At 37.6% G+C, this 21065-nt stretch carries 18 protein-coding genes; 14 read left to right on the forward strand and 4 right to left on the reverse strand.

Annotation, left to right across the window (positions count from 1 at the left end; all coding sequences use genetic code 11):
* Positions 1-45 precede the first annotated feature (45 nt).
* Together HMPREF9071_RS07175 and atpD are read right to left on the reverse strand one after the other, a co-directional pair.
* Positions 46-321 (reverse strand): F0F1 ATP synthase subunit epsilon, encoded by a 276-nt coding sequence (locus HMPREF9071_RS07175; RefSeq protein ID WP_009745943.1) that lies wholly within the window; start codon positions 319-321, stop codon positions 46-48.
* Between the two features lie 5 nt (positions 322-326).
* Positions 327-1841, reverse strand: coding sequence for a F0F1 ATP synthase subunit beta (gene atpD / locus HMPREF9071_RS07180; protein WP_009745944.1), 1515 nt, complete (start codon positions 1839-1841; stop codon positions 327-329).
* A gap of 237 nt (positions 1842-2078) precedes the next feature.
* Here atpD and HMPREF9071_RS07185 point away from each other — a divergent pair, with 237 nt between their 5' ends.
* From HMPREF9071_RS07185 to HMPREF9071_RS07215, 7 genes are all read left to right on the forward strand, one after another.
* Positions 2079-2591 carry a 30S ribosomal protein S16 gene (locus tag HMPREF9071_RS07185; RefSeq protein WP_009745945.1) on the forward strand — a complete coding sequence of 171 codons (513 nt, stop codon included), beginning with the start codon at positions 2079-2081 and terminating at the stop codon, positions 2589-2591.
* A complete protein-coding gene (gene rimM / locus HMPREF9071_RS07190; RefSeq protein WP_009745946.1) occupies positions 2591-3118 on the forward strand; it encodes a ribosome maturation factor RimM in 528 nt (175 codons plus the stop codon). Before HMPREF9071_RS07185 ends, rimM begins: the two co-directional genes overlap by 1 nt.
* Positions 3119-3141: 23 nt before the next feature.
* Complete coding sequence (locus HMPREF9071_RS07195) at positions 3142-3624, forward strand: septal ring lytic transglycosylase RlpA family protein (protein WP_009745947.1); 483 nt, start codon at positions 3142-3144, stop codon at positions 3622-3624.
* The gene (locus HMPREF9071_RS07200) at positions 3621-4397 is read left to right on the forward strand and encodes a hypothetical protein (RefSeq protein ID WP_009745948.1); all 777 of its coding nucleotides are present in this window, start codon (positions 3621-3623) and stop codon (positions 4395-4397) included. Before HMPREF9071_RS07195 ends, HMPREF9071_RS07200 begins: the two co-directional genes overlap by 4 nt.
* 76 nt (positions 4398-4473) lie before the next feature.
* Positions 4474-5766, forward strand: a complete 1293-nt coding sequence (locus HMPREF9071_RS07205) for an MFS transporter (protein WP_009745949.1) — start codon at positions 4474-4476, stop codon at positions 5764-5766.
* Between the two features lie 176 nt (positions 5767-5942).
* Positions 5943-7688 (forward strand): thiamine pyrophosphate-dependent enzyme, encoded by a 1746-nt coding sequence (locus HMPREF9071_RS07210; protein ID WP_040358072.1) that lies wholly within the window; start codon positions 5943-5945, stop codon positions 7686-7688.
* A 347-nt stretch (positions 7689-8035) separates the two neighbouring features.
* The gene (locus HMPREF9071_RS07215; protein ID WP_009745951.1) at positions 8036-8980 is read left to right on the forward strand and encodes a nitronate monooxygenase family protein; all 945 of its coding nucleotides are present in this window, start codon (positions 8036-8038) and stop codon (positions 8978-8980) included.
* Between the two features lie 5 nt (positions 8981-8985).
* Here HMPREF9071_RS07215 and HMPREF9071_RS07220 read toward each other — a convergent pair whose 3' ends face one another.
* A complete protein-coding gene (locus HMPREF9071_RS07220; protein WP_009745952.1) occupies positions 8986-9741 on the reverse strand; it encodes a polyprenol monophosphomannose synthase in 756 nt (251 codons plus the stop codon).
* A gap of 118 nt (positions 9742-9859) precedes the next feature.
* On the opposite strand from HMPREF9071_RS07220, the gene HMPREF9071_RS07225 reads away from it, so the two are divergent.
* The 6 genes from HMPREF9071_RS07225 (at position 9860) to HMPREF9071_RS07250 (ending at position 18728) form a co-directional block, all read left to right on the forward strand.
* Entirely contained in the window at positions 9860-11821 is a 1962-nt protein-coding gene (locus HMPREF9071_RS07225; protein ID WP_009745953.1) for a M3 family metallopeptidase, read from the forward strand.
* A 258-nt stretch (positions 11822-12079) separates the two neighbouring features.
* Complete coding sequence (locus HMPREF9071_RS07230; protein ID WP_009745954.1) at positions 12080-13669, forward strand: peptide chain release factor 3; 1590 nt, start codon at positions 12080-12082, stop codon at positions 13667-13669.
* Between the two features lie 267 nt (positions 13670-13936).
* Positions 13937-16402 (forward strand): endopeptidase La, encoded by a 2466-nt coding sequence (gene lon / locus HMPREF9071_RS07235; RefSeq protein WP_009745955.1) that lies wholly within the window; start codon positions 13937-13939, stop codon positions 16400-16402.
* 76 nt (positions 16403-16478) lie between these two features.
* Positions 16479-16775 carry a hypothetical protein gene (locus HMPREF9071_RS07240; protein WP_009745956.1) on the forward strand — a complete coding sequence of 99 codons (297 nt, stop codon included), beginning with the start codon at positions 16479-16481 and terminating at the stop codon, positions 16773-16775.
* Positions 16776-16886: 111 nt separating this feature from the next.
* Positions 16887-18233 (forward strand): signal recognition particle protein, encoded by a 1347-nt coding sequence (gene ffh, locus HMPREF9071_RS07245; RefSeq protein WP_009745957.1) that lies wholly within the window; start codon positions 16887-16889, stop codon positions 18231-18233.
* Positions 18234-18260: 27 nt separating this feature from the next.
* Positions 18261-18728, forward strand: coding sequence for a DUF2750 domain-containing protein (locus HMPREF9071_RS07250; RefSeq protein WP_009745958.1), 468 nt, complete (start codon positions 18261-18263; stop codon positions 18726-18728).
* Between the two features lie 41 nt (positions 18729-18769).
* Here HMPREF9071_RS07250 and HMPREF9071_RS07255 read toward each other — a convergent pair whose 3' ends face one another.
* Positions 18770-20470: a bifunctional alpha/beta hydrolase/class I SAM-dependent methyltransferase gene (locus HMPREF9071_RS07255; RefSeq protein WP_009745959.1), complete on the reverse strand. Its 1701-nt coding sequence runs from the start codon at positions 20468-20470 to the stop codon at positions 18770-18772.
* Positions 20471-20804: 334 nt separating this feature from the next.
* On the opposite strand from HMPREF9071_RS07255, the gene HMPREF9071_RS07260 reads away from it, so the two are divergent.
* A partial coding sequence (locus tag HMPREF9071_RS07260) for an Arm DNA-binding domain-containing protein (RefSeq protein WP_009745960.1) occupies positions 20805-21065 on the forward strand: 261 nt, incomplete at its 3' end.

A 21065-nucleotide genomic window follows, 5' to 3' on the forward strand; every position in this document is an offset into this window, starting at 1 on the left:
ATTATAATTCGCCCCTACATTTAAACCAAATCAATTATAGTTTACTTATTGAGCAAGTACTATTATTCTATTATCTTTTTGTTCTACAACACCCCCTTCAATAGGCAAAGCATATTCTCCCTTCTCTTGTATAAAATGTTCTTGCATAAATACTGCGGGGGATTCACTTTCCTTAAAGGATAAAGTACCTTTCTCTAACAGGGAGACAATGGGAGCGTGGTTCTCTAATATCTGGAAAGAACCTTTAACTCCTGGGAGGGTAACTATTTTAACCTTTCCCCTATAGAGTATAGCTTCCGGAGTTACTATTTCTAATATCATAATACTTAGTTTTGTACCTCAGCAAGCATTTTTTCACCTGCTTCAATTACTTCTTCAATAGTACCTTTTAGGTTAAAGGCTGCTTCAGGCAAATGGTCAAGCTCTCCATCAAGAATCATGTTAAAGCCACGAATAGTATCCTTAATATCTACGAACACACCAGGAATACCTGTGAACTGCTCAGCTACATGGAAAGGTTGGGAGAGGAATCGCTGTACCCTACGGGCACGTGCTACTGCTAACTTATCTTCTTCAGAGAGTTCTTCCATCCCCAAAATAGCGATAATATCCTGTAATTCCTTATAATGTTGTAGTAATTCCTTAACCCTCTGTGCGCACTCATAGTGCTCTTTTCCAAGGATTTCAGGAGTAAGAATACGAGAAGTAGAGTCCAATGGATCAACAGCTGGATAGATACCAAGTTCAGCAATTTTACGAGAGAGTACCGTAGTGGCATCAAGATGTGCGAAAGTAGTGGCTGGTGCAGGGTCTGTAAGGTCATCAGCAGGTACATATACTGCTTGTACAGAAGTAATAGAACCTTTCTTGGTAGAAGTAATACGTTCTTGCATAGCCCCCATTTCAGTAGCCAAAGTAGGCTGGTAACCCACTGCAGAGGGCATACGTCCCAAAAGAGCAGAAACCTCAGAACCTGCTTGAGTAAAACGGAATATATTATCCACAAAGAAAAGAACATCCTTTCCTTCTTCCTCCCCTGCTCCATCACGGAAATATTCAGCAATGGTAAGCCCTGAAAGGGCAACACGGGCACGTGCTCCAGGAGGCTCATTCATCTGTCCAAATACGAAAGTAGCCTTAGAATCCTTAAGGGCTTTTTTATCAACCTTACTCAAGTCCCAACCTCCTTCTTCCATAGAGTGCATAAACTCATCACCATATCTTATAATACCTGATTCAAGCATTTCACGAAGCAAGTCGTTTCCCTCACGCGTGCGTTCTCCTACTCCTGCAAATACGGAGAGCCCTCCATGTCCTTTAGCAATATTATTAATAAGCTCTTGGATAAGTACCGTTTTTCCTACTCCAGCACCTCCAAAGAGTCCAATTTTTCCTCCTTTTGCATAAGGCTCAATAAGGTCAATTACTTTAATCCCTGTAAAAAGTACTTCTGTTACAGTGGATAAATCCTCGAACTTAGGAGCTGGGCGGTGAATAGGAAGCCCATTTTCTCCACTTTTGGGCAAGTTGCCAAGTCCGTCAATACCATCTCCGATTACATTGAATAACCGTCCAAATACATCATGTCCTATAGGCATTTGAATAGGATGACCTGTAGCAATCACTTCCATTCCTCGACTAAGTCCTTCAGTAGCATCCATGGAAATGGCACGAACAGTATCCTCTCCTATGTGAGATTGTACCTCCAGAATCAAAACTTTTCCATCTTCACCTATAATTTCTAATGAATCATAAATCTTAGGCATTTCCTTTTCGGAAGGAAATATTACATCCACCACAGGACCGATTACCTGTGCTATTTTACCTTTGTATTGAGCCATATTTCTTATTTAAAAAAGACGCATTATTTTTGAGGGCAAAGATATTCATTTTATTTGTAAATGACAAGAAATATTCTTCTTTTTTGGAATAAATCTCCCTTTTAATCTAATACTTTTGAAAATCAATATAATAGAATAATAAGTACATTTTTTCCAAAAAATTTGTCTGTAATATAAAAATGTATTACTTTTGCGCTCTGTTAACGGAGGTCGTGTACCTCAAAAGTCTTAAAATTTATGCCTGTAAAAATTAGATTACAAAGACATGGTAAAAAAGGGAAACCTTTTTATTGGGTAGTAGCTGCAGATGTACGAGCTTCTCGCGATGGTAAGTTCCTTCAAAAATTAGGTACTTACAACCCAACTACTAACCCAGCTCAGATTGAGCTAAATATTGATGAAGCTATCAAATGGCTTCACTTCGGTGCGCAACCTACTGATACTGCACGCCGCATCCTTTCTTATAAGGGGGTCATGCTTAAGTATCACTTGGAAGGAGGTGTAAAGAAAGGAGCTCTTACTAAGGAGCAAGCAGACGCTAAATTTGCTGCTTGGTTAACTGAAAAAGAGCAGAAAATCAATGCTAAAAAAGAAGCCCTTCAAAAAGGAAAAGTTTCTGCCAAGCAAGAAAGTGTAAAAGCAGAACAAGCTTATAGCCAAAAACGCAAGGAAGCTATCGCTGCTAAAGCACAAGCAGCAGAAGCTCCCGCTGAATCCTCTGAAGAAGGAGCTAATGAAACAGAAGTTTAATGAAAAAGGAAGATTGCTTCTTTGTAGGAACAATTGTCTCCAAATTTAGCTTCAAAGGAGAAGTCCTTGTCAAAACAGACACGGATGACCTCTCCTTACTTGAAAATGTGGAATCAGTTTTTGTTGAATTAGGCAATGAACTGATTCCTTTTTTCATAGAAAAATGCAGCCTACACAAGTCCTCCCTATTTAGAATCAAGTTTGAAGAAGTAAACACTGAAAAAGATACTGAAACTCTTCTCAAACATCACTTATACTTACCCTTAACCTTGCTACCAAAACTTTCTGGAAATAAATTTTACTACCATGAAGTAGTTGGTTTTGAAGTATATGATACAAAGCATGGTCTTATAGGCTCTGTTACTCATATCAATGATCATTCCTCTCAGCCACTCTTTGAAATCCAACATAACGGGAGAGAGATACTTATACCTATCCACGATAATTTCCTTAAGGAGGTTAATCGTAAGGAAAAGAAAATCATTGTAGAGACTCCAGAAGGACTCATTGACTTATATTTACAATAAATCTCCAATTAAAATCTTCTTTTATGAAACTCTCTTACATTCTAAAAATAAGTTGTATTCTTTTATTGGTAAGTTGTCATACACAAAAGGTAGCTCAGCAGAGGACAACCCATAAAGGCAGTAGAATAACTATTAAGAATGCAAAAAACACTTCTCAAAGTACTAAGCCAACAACTATAGCTACTAAAGCAAGTACTTCCGATAGCCCTAGCAGGATAAGCGGTATAGCTTCTTATTACCATAATAAGTTTAATGGGCGCAAAACTGCCAGCGGAGAAGTATTCAATAATAATAAACTTACAGCAGCTCATCGTACTTATCCTTTTGGAACCTTACTAAAGGTAACCAATATAGATAATGGAAAGTCTGTAATAGTAAAAGTAAATGATCGGGGTCCTTTTACCAAAGAAAAAGTACTTGATCTTTCTAGAAAAGCATTTATGACTATTACCGATAATCCCAACAAAGGAAACTTACAGGTAAATATTGAGGTTATTAGTCAATGAGGCAGATATTCTCCCGTATTTTGCACTTTCTAATAAGAGAAAATATTATCGTTTCCTCTGCAGTAACTTCCTTAGCCATTAGCACTTTTCTTATCTTTAGCTTGCCCATAAAGTACCCTCCTCTATTCTCTTTGTGGGGAGGCACTATTTTGTCCTACTCCTTTGCTAAGGGAAGGACACTAAAATATAATTCTGTATTATGGTGGGGATGTGCTATTATGGTTTGTTATAATTTCTTTTTCCTAACCCTATATGGGAAAGTGATACTACTTGCAACAGGATTACTCAGTATTATGTATAATACTCCCCTTCTCAGAAGAAATCTTCGGAGTATTCCTTTTCTTAAAATAGGGATTGTTGCTATCTGCTGGGTCTCTGGTAGTATTTTTCTACCATTATCTGAGTACAGTACCTTTTCCTATCCTTATACTGTAGGCTTACTCTCCTTACAATATTTTCTTTGGATATGTGTACTGATACTTCCTTTTGACATCAAGGACAAATCCTCAGAGGAGTCCTATCTTCAAACGCTTCCCACTGTATTAGGAATAAAAAAAACAAAAATAATAGGAACCATCATTATAGAAATCTTTATTCTCCTTGCCTTCTATCATTCCTCAATTTATCTTTTGAGAATACAAATAGTAACCGCAGGGATTACCCTCCTTTCTTTACTTTTTGCCAAAGAAAAACAATCTTCTTTTTACAGTGGATTCCTTGTGGAGAGTATCCCTATTTTCTATTTTATATCATTATATTTGTTTTACAAATAAAAAAAAATTAAGTTGTTTTTCTTTGATATCATAAGATATTTTTTTAATTTTGTCCCTATATTAATAAAAAGTAGATATGGAACAAAATCAACAAAACAAGAGTTATCTGCTTCCCATTATAATGATGTTTGCTCTATTCTTTATGATAGCTTTCGTCACCAATTTACAGAGTCCTATGGGAGTGATTGTAAAGAGCCAATTTGGTGCTAGCAACTTTCAGGCACAACTGGGAACTTTTGCCAACTTCATCGCCTATGCTTTTATGGGAATCCCTGCTGGACAGATGTTACAACGAATAGGTTATAAGAAGACTGCACTAGCGGCGGTAACAGTTGGTTTCATAGGGGTGTGTATCATCTTCTTATCAGGTGCGATGGAGAGTTTTGCTATATATCTCACAGGAGCCTTTATAGCAGGTTTCTCTATGTGTATGCTCAATGTAGTGGTCAATCCAATGCTCAATACCTTAGGAGGTGAAGGTAAGCGAGGGAACCAATTGCTACAGTTCGGTGGTGCACTTAACTCTATGGGAGGTACTATAGTACCCGTTTTTGTAGGATATCTTATAGGGGAAAATATAGAAAAAGCCTCTATTGACAAAGCCAATCCAGCCTTATACTTAGCCATGGGAACCTTTGCTTTAGTATTTGTTGTACTCTCCCTAATGCAAATTCCTGAACCTCATATTGTAAAAAAAGTAAAGAACAAAGTAAAAGAGCCTTATAGTGCATTATCCTTCAGGCACTTTGTCTTTGGAATCATCGCTATTTTTGTATATGTAGGAGTGGAAGTGGGAATTCCTGGAGTAGAGAACTATTTCATGACTGCTAAAGCAGACAAAGGCGGCTTAGGCATAGATGCTACTACTGCAGGTTCTGTAGTGGGTACTTATTGGTTCTTAATGTTCATAGGACGATTTATAGGAGGTACCTTAGGAGCTAAATTCTCCAGCAAGGCTATGCTTTCTTTTGTAGCTTCCTTAGGATTGCTCTTTGTACTCATGGCAATATTTCTACCTACAGACTTATTGGTGAACATGCCTGTATTCAATAAAAATATATCCTTTAGTCTTGCTGAAGTACCTGTTACTGTGATGCTCTTGACTCTCTGTGGACTTTGTACTTCAGTGATGTGGGGAGGTATCTTTAACTTAGCTACTGAAGGCTTAGGCAAGTACACTGCTGCTGCTTCAGGTATTTTCATGGTTATGGTATGTGGTGGAGGTATCTTATCTACTCTTCAGAGCTATGTAGCAGATATCTTAGGCTACGTGCAGAGCTACTGGGTAGTCATTTTAGGACTTGCTTACATCCTATACTATGCCCTTATTGGTAGCAAAAATGTGAACAAAGACATTCCAATTGCATAATTTTTCTTTTTTTAATTTAAATAAAGGGTTAAACGATGAGAACTAGTGGGGGGAATCTCCACTAGTTTTTTCATAGAATCATTCAAAATAGGAGTATTATATCCATTATTCTCATAAAAAATTTGTTAGAAAAAATAAAAGCTGTACTTTTGCAACCGAAATTTAAAGAAAAAATCATGAGCAAAAATGTATCTGACCAATTGGTCGAAATGTTAGTACAAGCAGGCGTAAAAAGAGTATACGCCATTACCGGCGATAGCCTCAACCCTGTGAACGACGCTATCCGTCGCGATGGTCGCCTTGAGTGGATACACGTGCGCCACGAGGAATCAGCTGCTTATGCAGCCTCTATGGACGCCGAACTAAATGGCATAGGCTGTTGTATGGGAAGCTCAGGACCTGGACACGTACACCTTATCAACGGACTCTATGATGCCAATCGCTCAGGCAACCCTGTGATTGCTATAGCCAGCACTTGCGCCACCCATAAATTTGGCACCCATTGGTTCCAAGAGACCAACCCCTTCTTGCTGTTTCAAGATTGCAGTAAATACGTGTATGTAGCCAATACCCCAAAACAGTTCACCACAATGATGCAACGCGCCATACAAACGGCTATCAACGAGAAAGGCGTGGCGGTGTTGGGACTCCCAGGTGATGTAGCAGGCGCCGACCTCGAAGAGGTATCTACCGCTACACAAACCTTCTTAGCTAAACCTGTGGTACGACCCTCCGATAGTGAACTCGACAAATTGGCAGCCGTATTAAACGACGCTAAAAACAAGAAAATAACCCTTTACTGCGGTCACGGTTGTCAATATGCTGTGAAAGAAGTAGAACAGCTTGCCGAAACTCTCAAAGCGCCTATCGTCGCCTCTTTCCGTGGTAAAATATTCTTTGACCGTACTGATAGCCCTTATATAGCGGGAATGAACGGATTGCTCGGTCACCGTTCTGGCTATGATGCTTGTGCTAAATCCGATGTACTCATAATGCTTGGCACCGATTTCCCTTATGCTGAGTTCTTACCTAAGAAAAATACGATTATTCAAATAGATGAACGCCCCGATATCATTGGACGTCGCGCCAAAGTAGATTACGGCTTTGCAGGCGATGTGAAGGATACAATTATCGCCTTATTGCCTAAACTCAGCCCTCGCACTGACGATAGTTTCCTCAAGGATATTCACAAAGAATATTTGGAACTCGAAAAATCATTAGATGATTACACCAAAAAGAAAACCGAAGAGAATCAAATAGACCCCGAATATGCGGCTAAACTTTTGGATAAATACGCCGCTAACGATGCTATTTTCACTGTCGATACAGGTATGAATGTAGTATGGGCAGCGCGCTTTATCAAAGGTACGGGCAAACGTTACCTCACCGGTTCGTTCAACCACGGTTCTATGGCAAATGCTCTCCCAATGGCGATTGGTGCAGCGGCTTCCTCCAATGGCAGACAAGTGGTAGCAATGTGTGGTGACGGCGGTCTATCAATGCTCTTGGGCGATTTGGCTACCCTAATGCAATACCAATACCCTGTGAAAATATTTGTGTTCAACAACCGTTCGCTCGCAATGGTAAAACTCGAAATGGAAGTATCGGGCTACCTCGATTGGCAAACCAATATGGTAAACCCACCTTTCGACAAACTCGCCGAGTTGATGAACATCAAAGGCTATGAAGTGCGCAAAACCGAAGACCTCGAAGCCACCGTAAAAGCAGCTTTCGAGCACGACGGGCCTACTTTGGTGAATATCTACACCAATCGCGATACCTTAGCGATGCCTCCTCATGTTACCTTCGATCAGATGAAAGGCTTTGCTACTAATGTCATCAAAAAAATAGGACAAGGTGATTTTTCAAATGCAAAAGACAGTATTGCCAATAGTATGAAACATATCAAAGATGTGTTCTAAATAAGTAAATTAAAAATACAGAAAAGTAGGGGTGATATCTCATCTCTACTTTTTTTTATAAAACTATGCTGTCATCGCCATTATCGCTGTGAGCGATTTAGTTATCGCCATTATCGCTTAAAACAAAGACAAAAAAGAATAAAAATACAAATACAAAAAAGAACAATGAAGACGATGTAAAAGTTATCGCCTTCATCGCCAACTTTTTAACTTTAGCTATTAAATTATCCACAGCTAATAGCTTTTACTTTAATAAAACTTTAACTTGACAAAACCTCAAAAATGTTGTACATTTGCAACACTTTTTGATATAGTTTAAGGAAAAGAAACTTGAATTTGCAGTACTGATGAAAACGCGTATTACAGAATTATTTGGTATACAGTATCCTATCATTCAGGGAGGAATGGTGTGGGCAAGTGGTTGGCAGTTAGTAACAGCAGTAAGCAATGCAGGAGGCTTAGGACTGTTGGGCTCTGGATCCATGTCCTCAGAGGAATTAAGAGCTCAAATTAGGCAATGCAAGGCTCATACAGTAAAGCCCTTTGGAGTAAACGTTCCTATTATGTATGAAAACAGTGCTCATACTATGGAAGTGATTATGCAGGAGCATGTTCCTATCGTATTTACTTCAGCAGGTAACCCTACCCTTTGGACCGCTCAATTGCAAGAGAAAGGGATTAAGGTAGTACATGTGGTCAGTAGCAGTAAGTTCGCCTTAAAAGCAGCACAGGTAGGAGTAGATGCCATCGTAGCTGAGGGGTTTGAGGCAGGTGGTCATAATGGTCGGGAGGAGACCACTTCTTTAGTTCTTATCCCTGAAGTTTGTAAAACAGTAAACATCCCTGTTATCGCAGCAGGAGGAATTGCCACTGGCGAGGCTATGTACGCTGCAATGGCTCTGGGAGCTGAAGGGATACAAATGGGGAGTAGATTTGTGGCTACAGAAGAAGCCTCAGTTCACCCTCTCTTTAAGAAAGAAGTCATTAAAGCTAAAGAAGGAGATACGATACTGACCTTAAAGGAATTGTCACCTGTTCGCCTGCTAAAGAACAAGTTCTATGGACAAATAGAAACACTTTATAACAAGCAGGAAGCTACTACAGAGAACCTTAAACAGTTACTGGGAAAAGGACGTACTCGTTTGGGAATGTATGAAGGCAACCTTGATGAGGGTGAATTAGAAATAGGACAAGTAAGTAGCCTTATCCATGAAGTGAAAAGTGTCAGTGCTGTATTTGAGGATATATTGCAAGAGTTTGAACAAACAAAAATAAGAATGCAGAGGATATAACCCTCTCATTCTTCTCCCAAAAGATGACGAATACGCATAGCTAAAACCCCAAAGATAGCTTCTTTGATAATGGAGGCATTCATTTTGGACTTTCCACGCACACGGTCGGTAAAGACAATGGAGACCTCTGAAAGATGATACTTCTTAATATAAGCTTTGTATTTCATCTCTATTTGAAAGGCATAACCTACAAACTTAATTTTATCAAAATCAATACCCTCCAAAACTTCTTTACGATAACAGATAAAGCCAGCAGTAGGGTCTTGTACCCTCATACCTGTGATGAGTTTCACATAGATAGAGGCACAATAGGAGAGCAATACACGTCTTAGGGGCCAGTTAACCACATTTACCCCCTTAACATAACGAGACCCTATGGCTACATCAGCATTATTCTCTTTACATTCCTTATATAGGCGTGATAAATCAGTGGGATTATGGGAGAAATCAGCATCCATTTCAAAGAAAAAAGCATATTTTTTTTCACTCCTAAGTCCCCAAAGGAAACCATGTATATAAGCGGTTCCTAAACCTGCTTTCTTATCTCTTTGAGTAAGAAATAGGCGGTCGGGAAACTCTTTTTGTAATTCCCTGACTCTAAGAGCGGTACCATCTGGAGAATTATCATCCACTATAAGCACATCAAAATGAGGCGCTTGCATAAGAGTTACCCGAATAATACTCTCTATATTTTCTATCTCATTATAAGTGGGGATAATCACCAAACTATCTGAGAGGATTTCCACTAAAGAAGTATTCATTTTTTAAAATAAAGTGCAAAAATACAACTATGAAAGTTATTATGCAAATGTTTCTTTGGTATGATTTTTGATAGTTCCCCTAACTTCAACATTCAATTTATTCATTAACTATCAATTTATGTCTTCTTTTCTGTTAAAAAAAAGCACTCTTCCGTATGAGGCACCAGATTTTACACAAATTCACAATGAGGATTTTATACCTGCTTTTCTTGAGGCGATAACTATACAGAGTAATCGTATAGAAGAAATTGTTCAAAATAAGACCTCTCCAACCTTTGAGAATACTCTACTCCCTTTGGAAAAGAGTAACATAGAGCTCATGCGTGTGAGTAACATCTTCTATGCTTTATCAAGTGCACATTCTGATCCTATAATTCATGATACAGAAAAGAAAATTCTACCACGCCTTGCTACTCATCAAGACGATATTTTCCTCAACAAAAAGCTCTTCGAACGTATAAAGTTCCTCTATAATAGTCGTGAATCCTTAGCTTTGGATAATGAGTCATACAAGCTTCTTGAATACTATTATGACAATTTTGTGCTTAGTGGTGCTAATCTGTCAGATGAACAAAAACAAACTCTTAAAGAAATCAATAGTCAGTTAGCTGCCTTAATGAATGATTTCAATTTTAATACTTTAGAAGCACGTAAGGAAGCTGCCCTCATTATTTTGGACGAAAAGGACTTAGAAGGACTCTCTCAAGAAGAAAAGAAATCACTTGAACAAACTGATGGTTCTTGGAAGATTTCTCTTACCAATACTACCCAACAGCCTATACTCTCTTTGTTAGAGAATGAGCAAATCAGAAAGCGTATCTTTGAAAAATCATGGAATCGTGCGACTGAAGGAAAGTATACTACAGAAGATATTATATTAAAAATCATAGATTTACGGCAAAAAAAAGCTACCTTATTAGGATATAGAAACTATGCCGAATGGGCTTTACAAAAAAGTATGGTGAAGACCCCAGAAGCAGTGATAGATTTCTTTGAGAAGGTGATTCCTTCTTCTTCAGAAAAAGTAAAAGAAGAGCTAAAGACACTTCAGGGCATAGCTCAGAAAACTAAAATAGCACCCTATAATTGGAATTACTATACAGAAAAAGTACGCAAAGGCAAATATGACTTAGATGAAAACGAATTAAAGCCCTACTTCGAGCTCTTCAATGTATTAGAAAAAGGAGTTTTCTATGCCGCCACCCTACTCTATGGTATTACTTTCAAAAAAAGAACTGATTTGCCCGTATATCATCCGGATGTAGTAGTATATGAACTTTTTGAAGAAAAAGGAGATCCTTTAGGTTTGTTCTATGGAGATTTCTTTGCCCGTGAACAAAAAAGCGGAGGTGCCTGGATGAGTGAATTTGTTACTCCTTCTAAGTTATTGGGACAAAAGCCCGTTATTTACAATGTATGTAACTATACTCCTGCTACTAAAGATCAACCTTGTTTGCTTACTTTTAGTGAAGTAGAGACTCTCTTTCATGAATTTGGGCATGCCCTACATGCTTTTTTCGCCGAGCAGCAGTATGCCTCTTTAGCAGGAACCGCTGTAGCCAGAGATTTTGTAGAGTTTCCCTCTCAGTTTAATGAAAATTGGGCTCTCTACCCTACCATATTAGCCAATTACGCTACTGATTATCAAACAAAGAAACCTATAAAAGCTGAACTTATCCAAAAAATAAAGGATTCAAGAGATTTTAACCATGGATATGCCTTTACTGAAGTATTAGCCTCTTCTTATTTGGATATGAAGTGGCATACCCTTCCTTCTGATAGTAAGATTACTAATGTGACTCTTTTTGAAGAAAAAGCTACCGAACGCTTCCCTAAGGAAGTCCCTGTACGCTACCGATCTTCCTATTTTTCACATATTTTTTCAGGAGGTTATGCTGCCAGTTATTATGCTTATCAATATTCAGAAATACTTGCACATGACATCTATCACTGGTTTGAGGAAAATGGTGGGCTCACCCGAGCCAATGGTGAGCGCTTCCGAAAGAAAATCCTCTCCAAAGGAAATACTATGGATTACCAAAAAATGATAACATCCATGATGAATACCAATAATGATTAATGTTTGATATAGACTACAAAAATATTTATTTTATGTTCATCTCTCTATTATAATAGCTTTCATTTTAATATCATTACAGTTTTCTAATTGGTGAGTTGCTTTCATTGAGTAAGTTGTATAATTAATAAGAAAAGTCGTAAACGATTGAATTATTAGAAAATATTTTTAAGTATGCTCAAGAAATAAGATTGCCTGCTAACGACTAACCACAGAAGAAGTAAATTAATAATTAACCATGACCATTAATAATTAAAAAAAGTGTCTTTAGAAACAGAAATACAAAAGCGCCGCACCTTTGGCATCATCTCGCATCCTGATGCAGGAAAAACAACCCTTACCGAAAAACTACTCCTCTTTGGAGGAGCTATCCAAGAGGCAGGTGCCGTCAAATCCAATAAAATTAAGAAAGGAGCTACTTCCGACTTTATGGAGATAGAGCGACAAAGAGGCATCTCTGTAGCTACCTCTGTTTTGGCTTTTAACTATAAAGAGCATAAAATCAATATTTTAGACACTCCTGGACACAAGGATTTTGCTGAAGATACCTTCCGTACTCTAACGGCAGTGGACAGCGTAATCGTAGTGATTGATGTAGCCAAAGGGGTGGAGGAACAAACCCAAAAACTCGTGGAAGTGTGCCGTATGCGTAACATTCCTATGATTGTCTTTATCAATAAGCTTGATCGTGAAGGAAAAGACGCTTTTGACCTATTGGACGAAGTGGAACAAAAATTAGGTTTACGCGTAGCTCCTTTAAGTTTTCCTATTGGAATGGGGTATGATTTTAAAGGTATTTATAATATCTGGGAAAAAAATATCAATCTTTTCTCGGGTGATAGTCGTAAGAATATTGAGGAAACCATTTCTTTTGATGATATCAATAACTCTGATTTGGAAAAAATTATTTCTGAACGATCTGCACAAAAGCTCCGGGAGGATCTGGAATTAGTGTATGAAGTATATCCTACCTTTGATCGTGATGCATACCTCAATGGAACACAACAACCCGTATTCTTTGGTTCTGCTTTGAATAATTTTGGGGTAAGGGAGCTCTTGGATTGTTTTGTGGAAATAGCTCCTGCACCTCGCCCTAAAGCTAGCGAAGAACGCTTAGTAAGACCAGAAGAGAAGAATTTCTCAGGCTTTGTATTCAAAATACACGCCAACATGGATCCTAATCACCGTGACCGCTTGGCATTTGTTAAGATTGTTTCAGGTACTTTTGAACGTAACAAACCTTACCTACATACCCGTTTGGGCAAGAAACTCAAGTTCTCCAGCCCTAATGCCTTCTTTGCTGAGAAGAAGGAGATTGTGGACATTTCCTATGCGGGGGACATCGTAGGTTTACACGATACAGGTAACTTTAAGATAGGAGATACCCTTACCGAAGGTGAAGTATTGCATTTCAAGGGGATACCAAGCTTCTCCCCAGAACATTTCCGCTATATTAACAATGCTGATCCTCTTAAGTCTAAACAATTAGAAAAAGGAATAGACCAACTTATGGATGAAGGAGTTGCACAACTCTTTACCTTGGACTTTAATGGCAGAAAAGTAATAGGAACCGTAGGTGCTCTGCAATATGAGGTTATCCAATACAGATTAGAGCACGAATATGGTGCTAAGTGTAGCTATGAAAATTTTCCTATTTACAAAGCTTGTTGGGTAGAGGAACCTGAAAATACAAAAGACGCCGATTACTTAGATTTTTTACGTGTCAAACAGAAGTTCTTAGCCCGAGACAAACAAGGTCAATTAGTATTCCTTGCTGACTCATCTTTCTCTATTGAGATGGTCAAGCAGAAGTATCCAAACCTAAAATTACACTTTACCTCAGAATTTTAAAATCATAGTAACTGACCATTACTACTCCTTAGAAAACCTAACAAAAATGTTCAACCTGTTAGACATGCTCTAAAAGAAAATCTATAAAGAGTTTAGATAAATTGAATAATTATTCTTGGCACATTAATTGCCTTGTTACAAGGGTCAGTACTTTACTGTTTACAAGAGCAATTGATTATAAGCAAGTTATGAGAGTTTTTATTTTTTATCTTAATTATAAACCCAAGAAAGTCGCTGACAAAATTACATAATTATAGCAAATAGAACATGAGAATAGGAAATTTTGACAGCCTTTTACATGAGGAGAATCTTAATGAAAATACAGAAATTATTCCTTTAACAAACCCAGATGAGGAGCACGAAACTCAAGAGGAACCCTTACCTGAAATAATTCCTATACTTCCGGTAAAGAATACCGTACTCTTTCCTGGAGTGATAACCCCTATCTCCATCAGGAGAGAATCGGCTATGCAACTTATTCATGAGGCTAAAAATGAGAATCTCATAGGAATCGTCAGTCAGAAGAATAACAATGAAATTCCTGATAAGGAAGATATTTACCGAGTGGGTACCGTGGCTCATGTACTCAAAACTCTTAAAATCCCTGACGGAAGTATTAGCATTTTTGTTCAAGGTGCTCGTCGTTTTGAGATTGAGGAATTTGTAGAAGAACAGCCTTATTTCAAAGCTCGTATCAATGAAATTCCTGAAGTTCGTCCTAATCCTGATGATGAGGAATTCTCAGCTACCGTAGAAGTAGTCCGAGATATTTCTTTACGCTTGGCAAAGGAAATGTCCAACGGCTCTTTTGAAATTCCTTTCGTATTGCAAAATATTGACAGTGAGTATTTCCTTATCAACTATGTGGCTTCCTCCTCACCTTTGTCTGTGGTTGAAAAACAGGACATTTTAGAGCAGAATAACTACCTAACACGTGCTTGGGCTATTATCAAATATTTTGGAGTAGAACTACAAAAAGCAACCTTGCGTAAGGAAATTCAGAATAAGGTCAACTTGGATTTTGATAAGCAACAACGAGACTATTTTCTACACCAACAGATACAAACCATCCAGAAAGAGCTTGGTAACGAATCCTTCGAAGCCGATATAGAAAAATTCAAAGAACAAGCTAAAAACAAAAAGTGGAATGAAAAAATTCAGAAACACTTTGATAAGGAATTAGCTAAACTGCAACGCTTAAATCCACAAATGCCCGATTATGCTATTCAGCGTAATTATATTGATTTACTATTAGACCTACCTTGGGAGGATTACTCTAAGGATAAGTTTGACCTCAAGCGTGCCCAAAAAATCTTAGACAAAGACCATTATGGCTTGGAGGATGTTAAGCACCGTATCATAGAATACTTAGCTGTACTCAAGCTCCGTAATGATATGAAATCACCTATCCTTTGCCTATATGGACCCCCTGGAGTTGGAAAAACATCCTTAGGGCGCTCTATAGCCAGAGCCTTGGGACGTGAATATGTACGTATGGCATTAGGAGGCTTACGTGACGAAGCAGAAATACGCGGTCATAGGAAGACCTACATTGGAGCTATGCCTGGACGTATCCTTCAGCTAATCAAAAAAGCAGGAAAATCTAATCCTGTTTTTGTCTTGGACGAATTGGATAAACTTAGCAATGGTTATGGAGGAGATCCTTCCTCAGCTATGTTGGAGGTACTTGACCCTGAACAGAATAGCGAATTCTATGACAACTTCCTTGAAATTGGTTATGACCTTTCCAAGGTGATGTTCATTGCTACTGCCAATGATCTAAGCACCATACAACCTGCCCTTAGGGATAGGATGGAAATTATTAATATATCAGGCTATACTATTGAAGAAAAGATAGAGATTGCCCGACATTTCTTACTTCCTAAAGTACTCAAGGAACATGGTATGGAACCCAAACAGGTACAATTGGGTAAAAAGGAAATAGAACGCATCATTGAAGGCTATACCCGTGAGTCAGGAGTACGTAATTTAGAAAAACAAATTGCTAAAATTGTACGTTACATAGCTCGTTCTATAGCTATGAAAGAGGATTATAATCCAAAAATATCCTTAGAGGATATTAGTAAAATATTAGGAATTGCCACCATGGATAGGGACAAATATGAAAACAATGAGGTCGCAGGAGTAGTCACAGGATTGGCATGGACAAGTGTAGGGGGGGATATCCTCTTCATAGAATCTGCCTTTTCCAAAGGTAACGGAGGACTCACTATTACTGGAAATATAGGGACGGTAATGAAAGAATCTGCTACTATTGCCTTGGAATATATCAAAGCACATGCCGAACAATTTGGATTAGATACCCGTATCTTTGAACAATACAAAATCCATATACATATTCCCGAAGGAGCCACTCCTAAAGATGGACCAAGCGCAGGAATTGCCCTACTGACCTCTCTTTATTCATTACTAACCCAAAAGAGGGTGAAAAAGAACTTAGCTATGACAGGGGAAATCACCCTGCGAGGAAAAGTACTTCCTGTAGGAGGTATTAAGGAGAAAATACTTGCCGCCAAGCGTGCAGGTATCAAGGAGATTATTCTATGTAAAGACAATGAAAAGGATATCAATGAAATAAAACAAGAATATCTACAAGGACTCACTTTCCATTATGTTACTGAAATGGAAGAGGTACTCGCTTTGGCAATCACTAAAGAAGATGTAAAGAATCCTAAAAGTTTTTCCTTTGAAGATTCCAAGAAGAATAATTAATTATAATTTATTATTTCATTAACACTTCTCTTAGGAGGAATCATGTATTTTTGCACAGTTAATTAAAAAATTTGTTATGGATAAAGAACAATTTCTAAAAGAAGCACAAGAGAAAATCAGTGTATTAACAGAAAAAATCAATTCCTTAACTAAAGAATTAGGGCTTAAGACAGGAGACCTTAAGGAAAAGGCTCAACAGGAGCTTAATAAACTTTTAGCTGATAAATCCTCCCTTACTGAAAAATTTGAAGCCTTAAAGAATGCTTCAGGAGACAAATGGGAAGAAGCTAAAAAAGCTTTCACAGACCTCTCTTCAGGTTCTCTCTCTGATGGACTCAAAAAGGGAATAGATGCTGTTAAAAATTTATTCTAAAAAAGGTTCAAATTACCTTATTAAATCCGCATAAAAAGCGGATTTTTTTAAATTCTATTTCAAAATATAAGAAAAAAGTTGTATCTTTGCCAACCCTCAATAGGATAACTTATGTTTGATAATTTAAGTGATAAATTAGAAAGAGCTTTACATGTTCTTAAAGGACATGGACAAATTACCGAAATCAATGTAGCAGAGACGCTTAAGGAGGTACGCCGTGCCCTCCTGGATGCCGATGTGAATTACTCCATTGCTAAGGACTTCACCTCTAAGGTAAAAGCAAAAGCACTTGGACAGAATGTGCTAACTACTTTGCAACCAGGACAGCTCATGGTGAAGATTGTCCGAGATGAACTCACAGAACTCATGGGAGGAGATGCTACAGGGATAAATCTTAGTGGAAATCCCTCCGTAATCCTCATGTCTGGATTACAAGGTTCTGGGAAAACTACCTTTTCTGGGAAATTAGCCAATTTCTTAAAAACCAAGAAAAACAAAAAACCTCTTCTGGTTGCCTGTGACGTATATCGTCCTGCTGCAATTGATCAACTTCATATAGTAGGAGAACAAATAGGAGTTCCTGTATTCTCTGAAAGAGGAAATAATAATCCTGTAGATATTGCCCAAAAAGGACTTCAATATGCTAAAAGTAATGGCTTTAATGTAGTAATTATAGATACTGCAGGTCGTTTGGCTGCGGACGAGCAAATGATGAAAGAGATAGCTGAAATTCACAAGGCAGTAAATCCTCAGGAAACACTCTTTGTGGTGGATGCTATGACCGGGCAAGATGCCGTGAATACTGCCAAAGCCTTCAATGATGTATTAGACTTTGACGGAGTGATCCTTACCAAATTGGACGGAGATACCCGTGGTGGAGCTGCCATTTCTATTAAATCGGTAGTTAACAAACCTATTAAGTTCGTTGGTACAGGAGAAAAGATGGACGCAATAGATGTCTTCTATCCTGATCGTATGGCTGACCGTATTCTGGGCATGGGAGACGTAGTATCTTTGGTGGAGCGTGCTCAAGAACAATTTGATGAAGAACAAGCTCGTAAGCTCCAGAAGAAAATTGCTAAAAACCAATTTGGTTTTGATGACTTTCTCGCTCAAATACAGCAAATCAAAAAAATGGGTAGCATGAAAGACCTATTAGGAATGCTTCCCGGAGTAGGTAAAGCTGTAAAAGATCTCGATATCAGTGATGATGCTTTTAAGTATATTGAAGCTATTATCTTTTCAATGACTCCCGCTGAGCGTAGCAATCCTTCTATTATTAATACCTCTCGTAAAAATCGTATTGCTAAGGGAAGCGGACGTAATATTGCAGAAGTCAACCAGCTTCTCAAGCAATTTGATCAGATGAGTAAAATGATGAAAATGATGCAAGGTGGAGGAGCTAAACAAATGATGCGTATGATGCAATCCATGCAAGGTGGAATGCCTAAATTCTAATAACTAACACTAAAAACTAAAAATAAAATGTCAGAGAACAAACAAGAATTATTGGACAAATACTTTCATTTTATTAGGGAAGTAGTTGCCTCTGGAATTGTCTATTGTCTAAAAGATGAAAAAGACTATATAGCCTCTTGTACCTCTTCACAGTTTGAAACTCAGGATGATGAGGACGAGGAGGTAGGAGTACTCGCTTTCTGGTCAGATAAAGAGAAAGCACAAGCGTGCAAACAAGAAGAATGGGCAGACTATAAGATTAGTGAAATCCCCTTAGCAGAATTTATGGAAAGTTGGTGCTTAGGGATGCTTGAAGAAGATGTAGTGGCTGGTATTAATTTTGATACAGAACTCTTCGGATATGAAGAACATCCTATTCACTTGCTCAAAGCTCTTATTGATGAGGTAGAAGCTAATGATACCAAATTAGAATTCCAAAGTTTTTCTTCTCTCAATGACCTTAAAGATTATGTAAATGATTTAGAGAAAGAATAATAATAAGTGAAAAATAAAATAAAGAGGCTTGCCTTGCCTCTTTATTTTATTATCTTTCCTAATGAAACAGTAAAAATACCAAAATCATCAATAAGCATACTTTCTTTCTGTACTCCATTGAGGGCAAAAATACTGTCTAACTCTCGCTGGCTGCGACGGCGCATTACCCAATCTTTATCTTGATGACTCTTCAAAACAAAAGCTATTGTCTTAAGTTGTGGATGCCACGGTTGACCTGTATAAATCAAAAAACCATTATCTGAAATAGAAACAACTCCTTTCACAGCTTCATTAGCTAAAGTATTATTGCCAAAAAGTTCAAAAATACCTGAAATAATAGTAATATTGGGAGAGAATTCCATTCTTCGGTAGTTATCCTTATTAAAACAGTTATAATTGGTAAATCTTATATTCGTATATCCCTTCTCTCTAATAATTTTTTCACCTTTTTCTATATTAGAAGGCAGGAATTCATTAACAACAATTTCTACTTCGGGATGTCTTTCCTTGACATCAAACAAATAATTACCAACTCCTCCCGCAATATCTAATATTTTTACTTTTCGTCCTTGAACTTGTAGTACTTGTATAGCTTTCTCCACTTGTTGTAGTAGGTGAGTTTTACGTATGCGTACCCCTCGCCAACCTACAGCATTAAGATAGTTCTTATCCATCCATTTACCAATACCCCATTTTCCTTGTGGTATATTTTTATAAACATAGTCCATAGAAACTCCCGAATCAAAACCATACTCTAATCCCACTTCCATTCCACTGCTAAGATGTCCTAATTTGCCCAATGCCCATTTTTGGAAGTGATAATACCATTTCTCTCCTCTAGGAATGAGTTCATATTGCATTGTTTCGAATTCCTTTTGAGTAAATTTGTCAGGAGTCAAAGAAGGTGGTAAAGCAGGAGTTTCAAAAGCTTTAGTGATGAACTGTTGTAGGATTTTATATACTTCTTCCCTATCTTTCTCAAAGAGTATACCATGATGAAATCCTTTTAAAGTAATAAATTCTTTCACTTCTGAAGATAGATTTACATAAAATTGCTTTTGCTCTTTATTTATCACCACAAAATCCTCTTCAGCTGAAAGAAGCAATGTAGGAATTGTAATAGCAGCAGCATCTTCTACCAAACGCTTACCTGCATTAGCTAAATCAATTAGTAATTTTCCATTAATAGAGCGTGTAATAAAACGATCTGTATCATAAGCCTGTTGTTGCTTAGGATCATGGGTAAGCATCTTAGATTTTACATAACTCTTTACAATAAGTTTAGGATTCACTTTTAATGCAAGTTCAATAGCCTGCTTAGCCAAAGGGACAAGAAGATTTATTTCAAAAGCAGGTGCCAAAAGAGCCATTCCTGCAATGTGTGGTGCAAAATCATGTACCCATGCCGATACAATAACTCCCCCAATACTATTAGCTACCACAAAGATATCTTCCTCTCGTACAGCATATTCCCTTTGTAGAAACTTAGTGAAAGTATCCAAATCACGTACTGAATCCATAAAAGCAGGCGACACAGAAGCCTTAGTATGCCCATGCCCTCGCATATCAAAGGCAAAAATATTATAAGAGGCAAACAGTGGGTGAGTTGCAAATTCCTGTAAGCGCTCGCCATATTCATGTCCACGATGGATAACAATAAGGGTTTTCTGACCTGGTTTGTAATTCCATTCGTAAAAGAATATTTCAGCCCCTTCATAGCTATTAAAAAAACCTGTATTCATTTGTATTATATTTTACAAAGGCAAAGGTACAAAATAATATTATTCCAGCTAATTTTCTTTCTTATTTTATCGGAAAATTACGAATAAAAAGCAAAACTACAAAAAATAATATAATTAGCTCATACAAAGAGGATTAATTTTTTGACAGGAAGATAAGAGAAGACAGAGTCTTAGATGTTTTAGATAGGTTTTTTCAAAATTAGGTTTCTAAATCGTTACCTACCATACTGAAAAATATTTTTTATTAATAGGTTATATTTCAGTGTTTTACACCTTTTTTCATATTGTACAGTAATTTGATAAAAAGTACTTTCGCAAATTAAAAAATTAGAGTATGAAAAAAGTAAAACGCTCAACTTTTAAGGTATTGTTCTACCTTAAAAAGAACGCCCCAAAGAAGAACGGTAAGGTTGCTATTATGGGGCGTATTACCATTGACAATCAGGTAGCTCAGTTTAGTACCAAACTTGAAATCCTTCCACAGAAATGGGATTTGAAGTACGGAAGGGTAACAGGTAAAACAGAAGAAGCTACCCAACTTAATCGCAAGCTGGAAGAGATTCGCTCACGTATCATTACTCATTATGAGGAGTTG

It is taken from the genome of Capnocytophaga sp. oral taxon 338 str. F0234 (assembly GCF_000192225.1).
GTDB lineage: Bacteria > Bacteroidota > Bacteroidia > Flavobacteriales > Flavobacteriaceae > Capnocytophaga.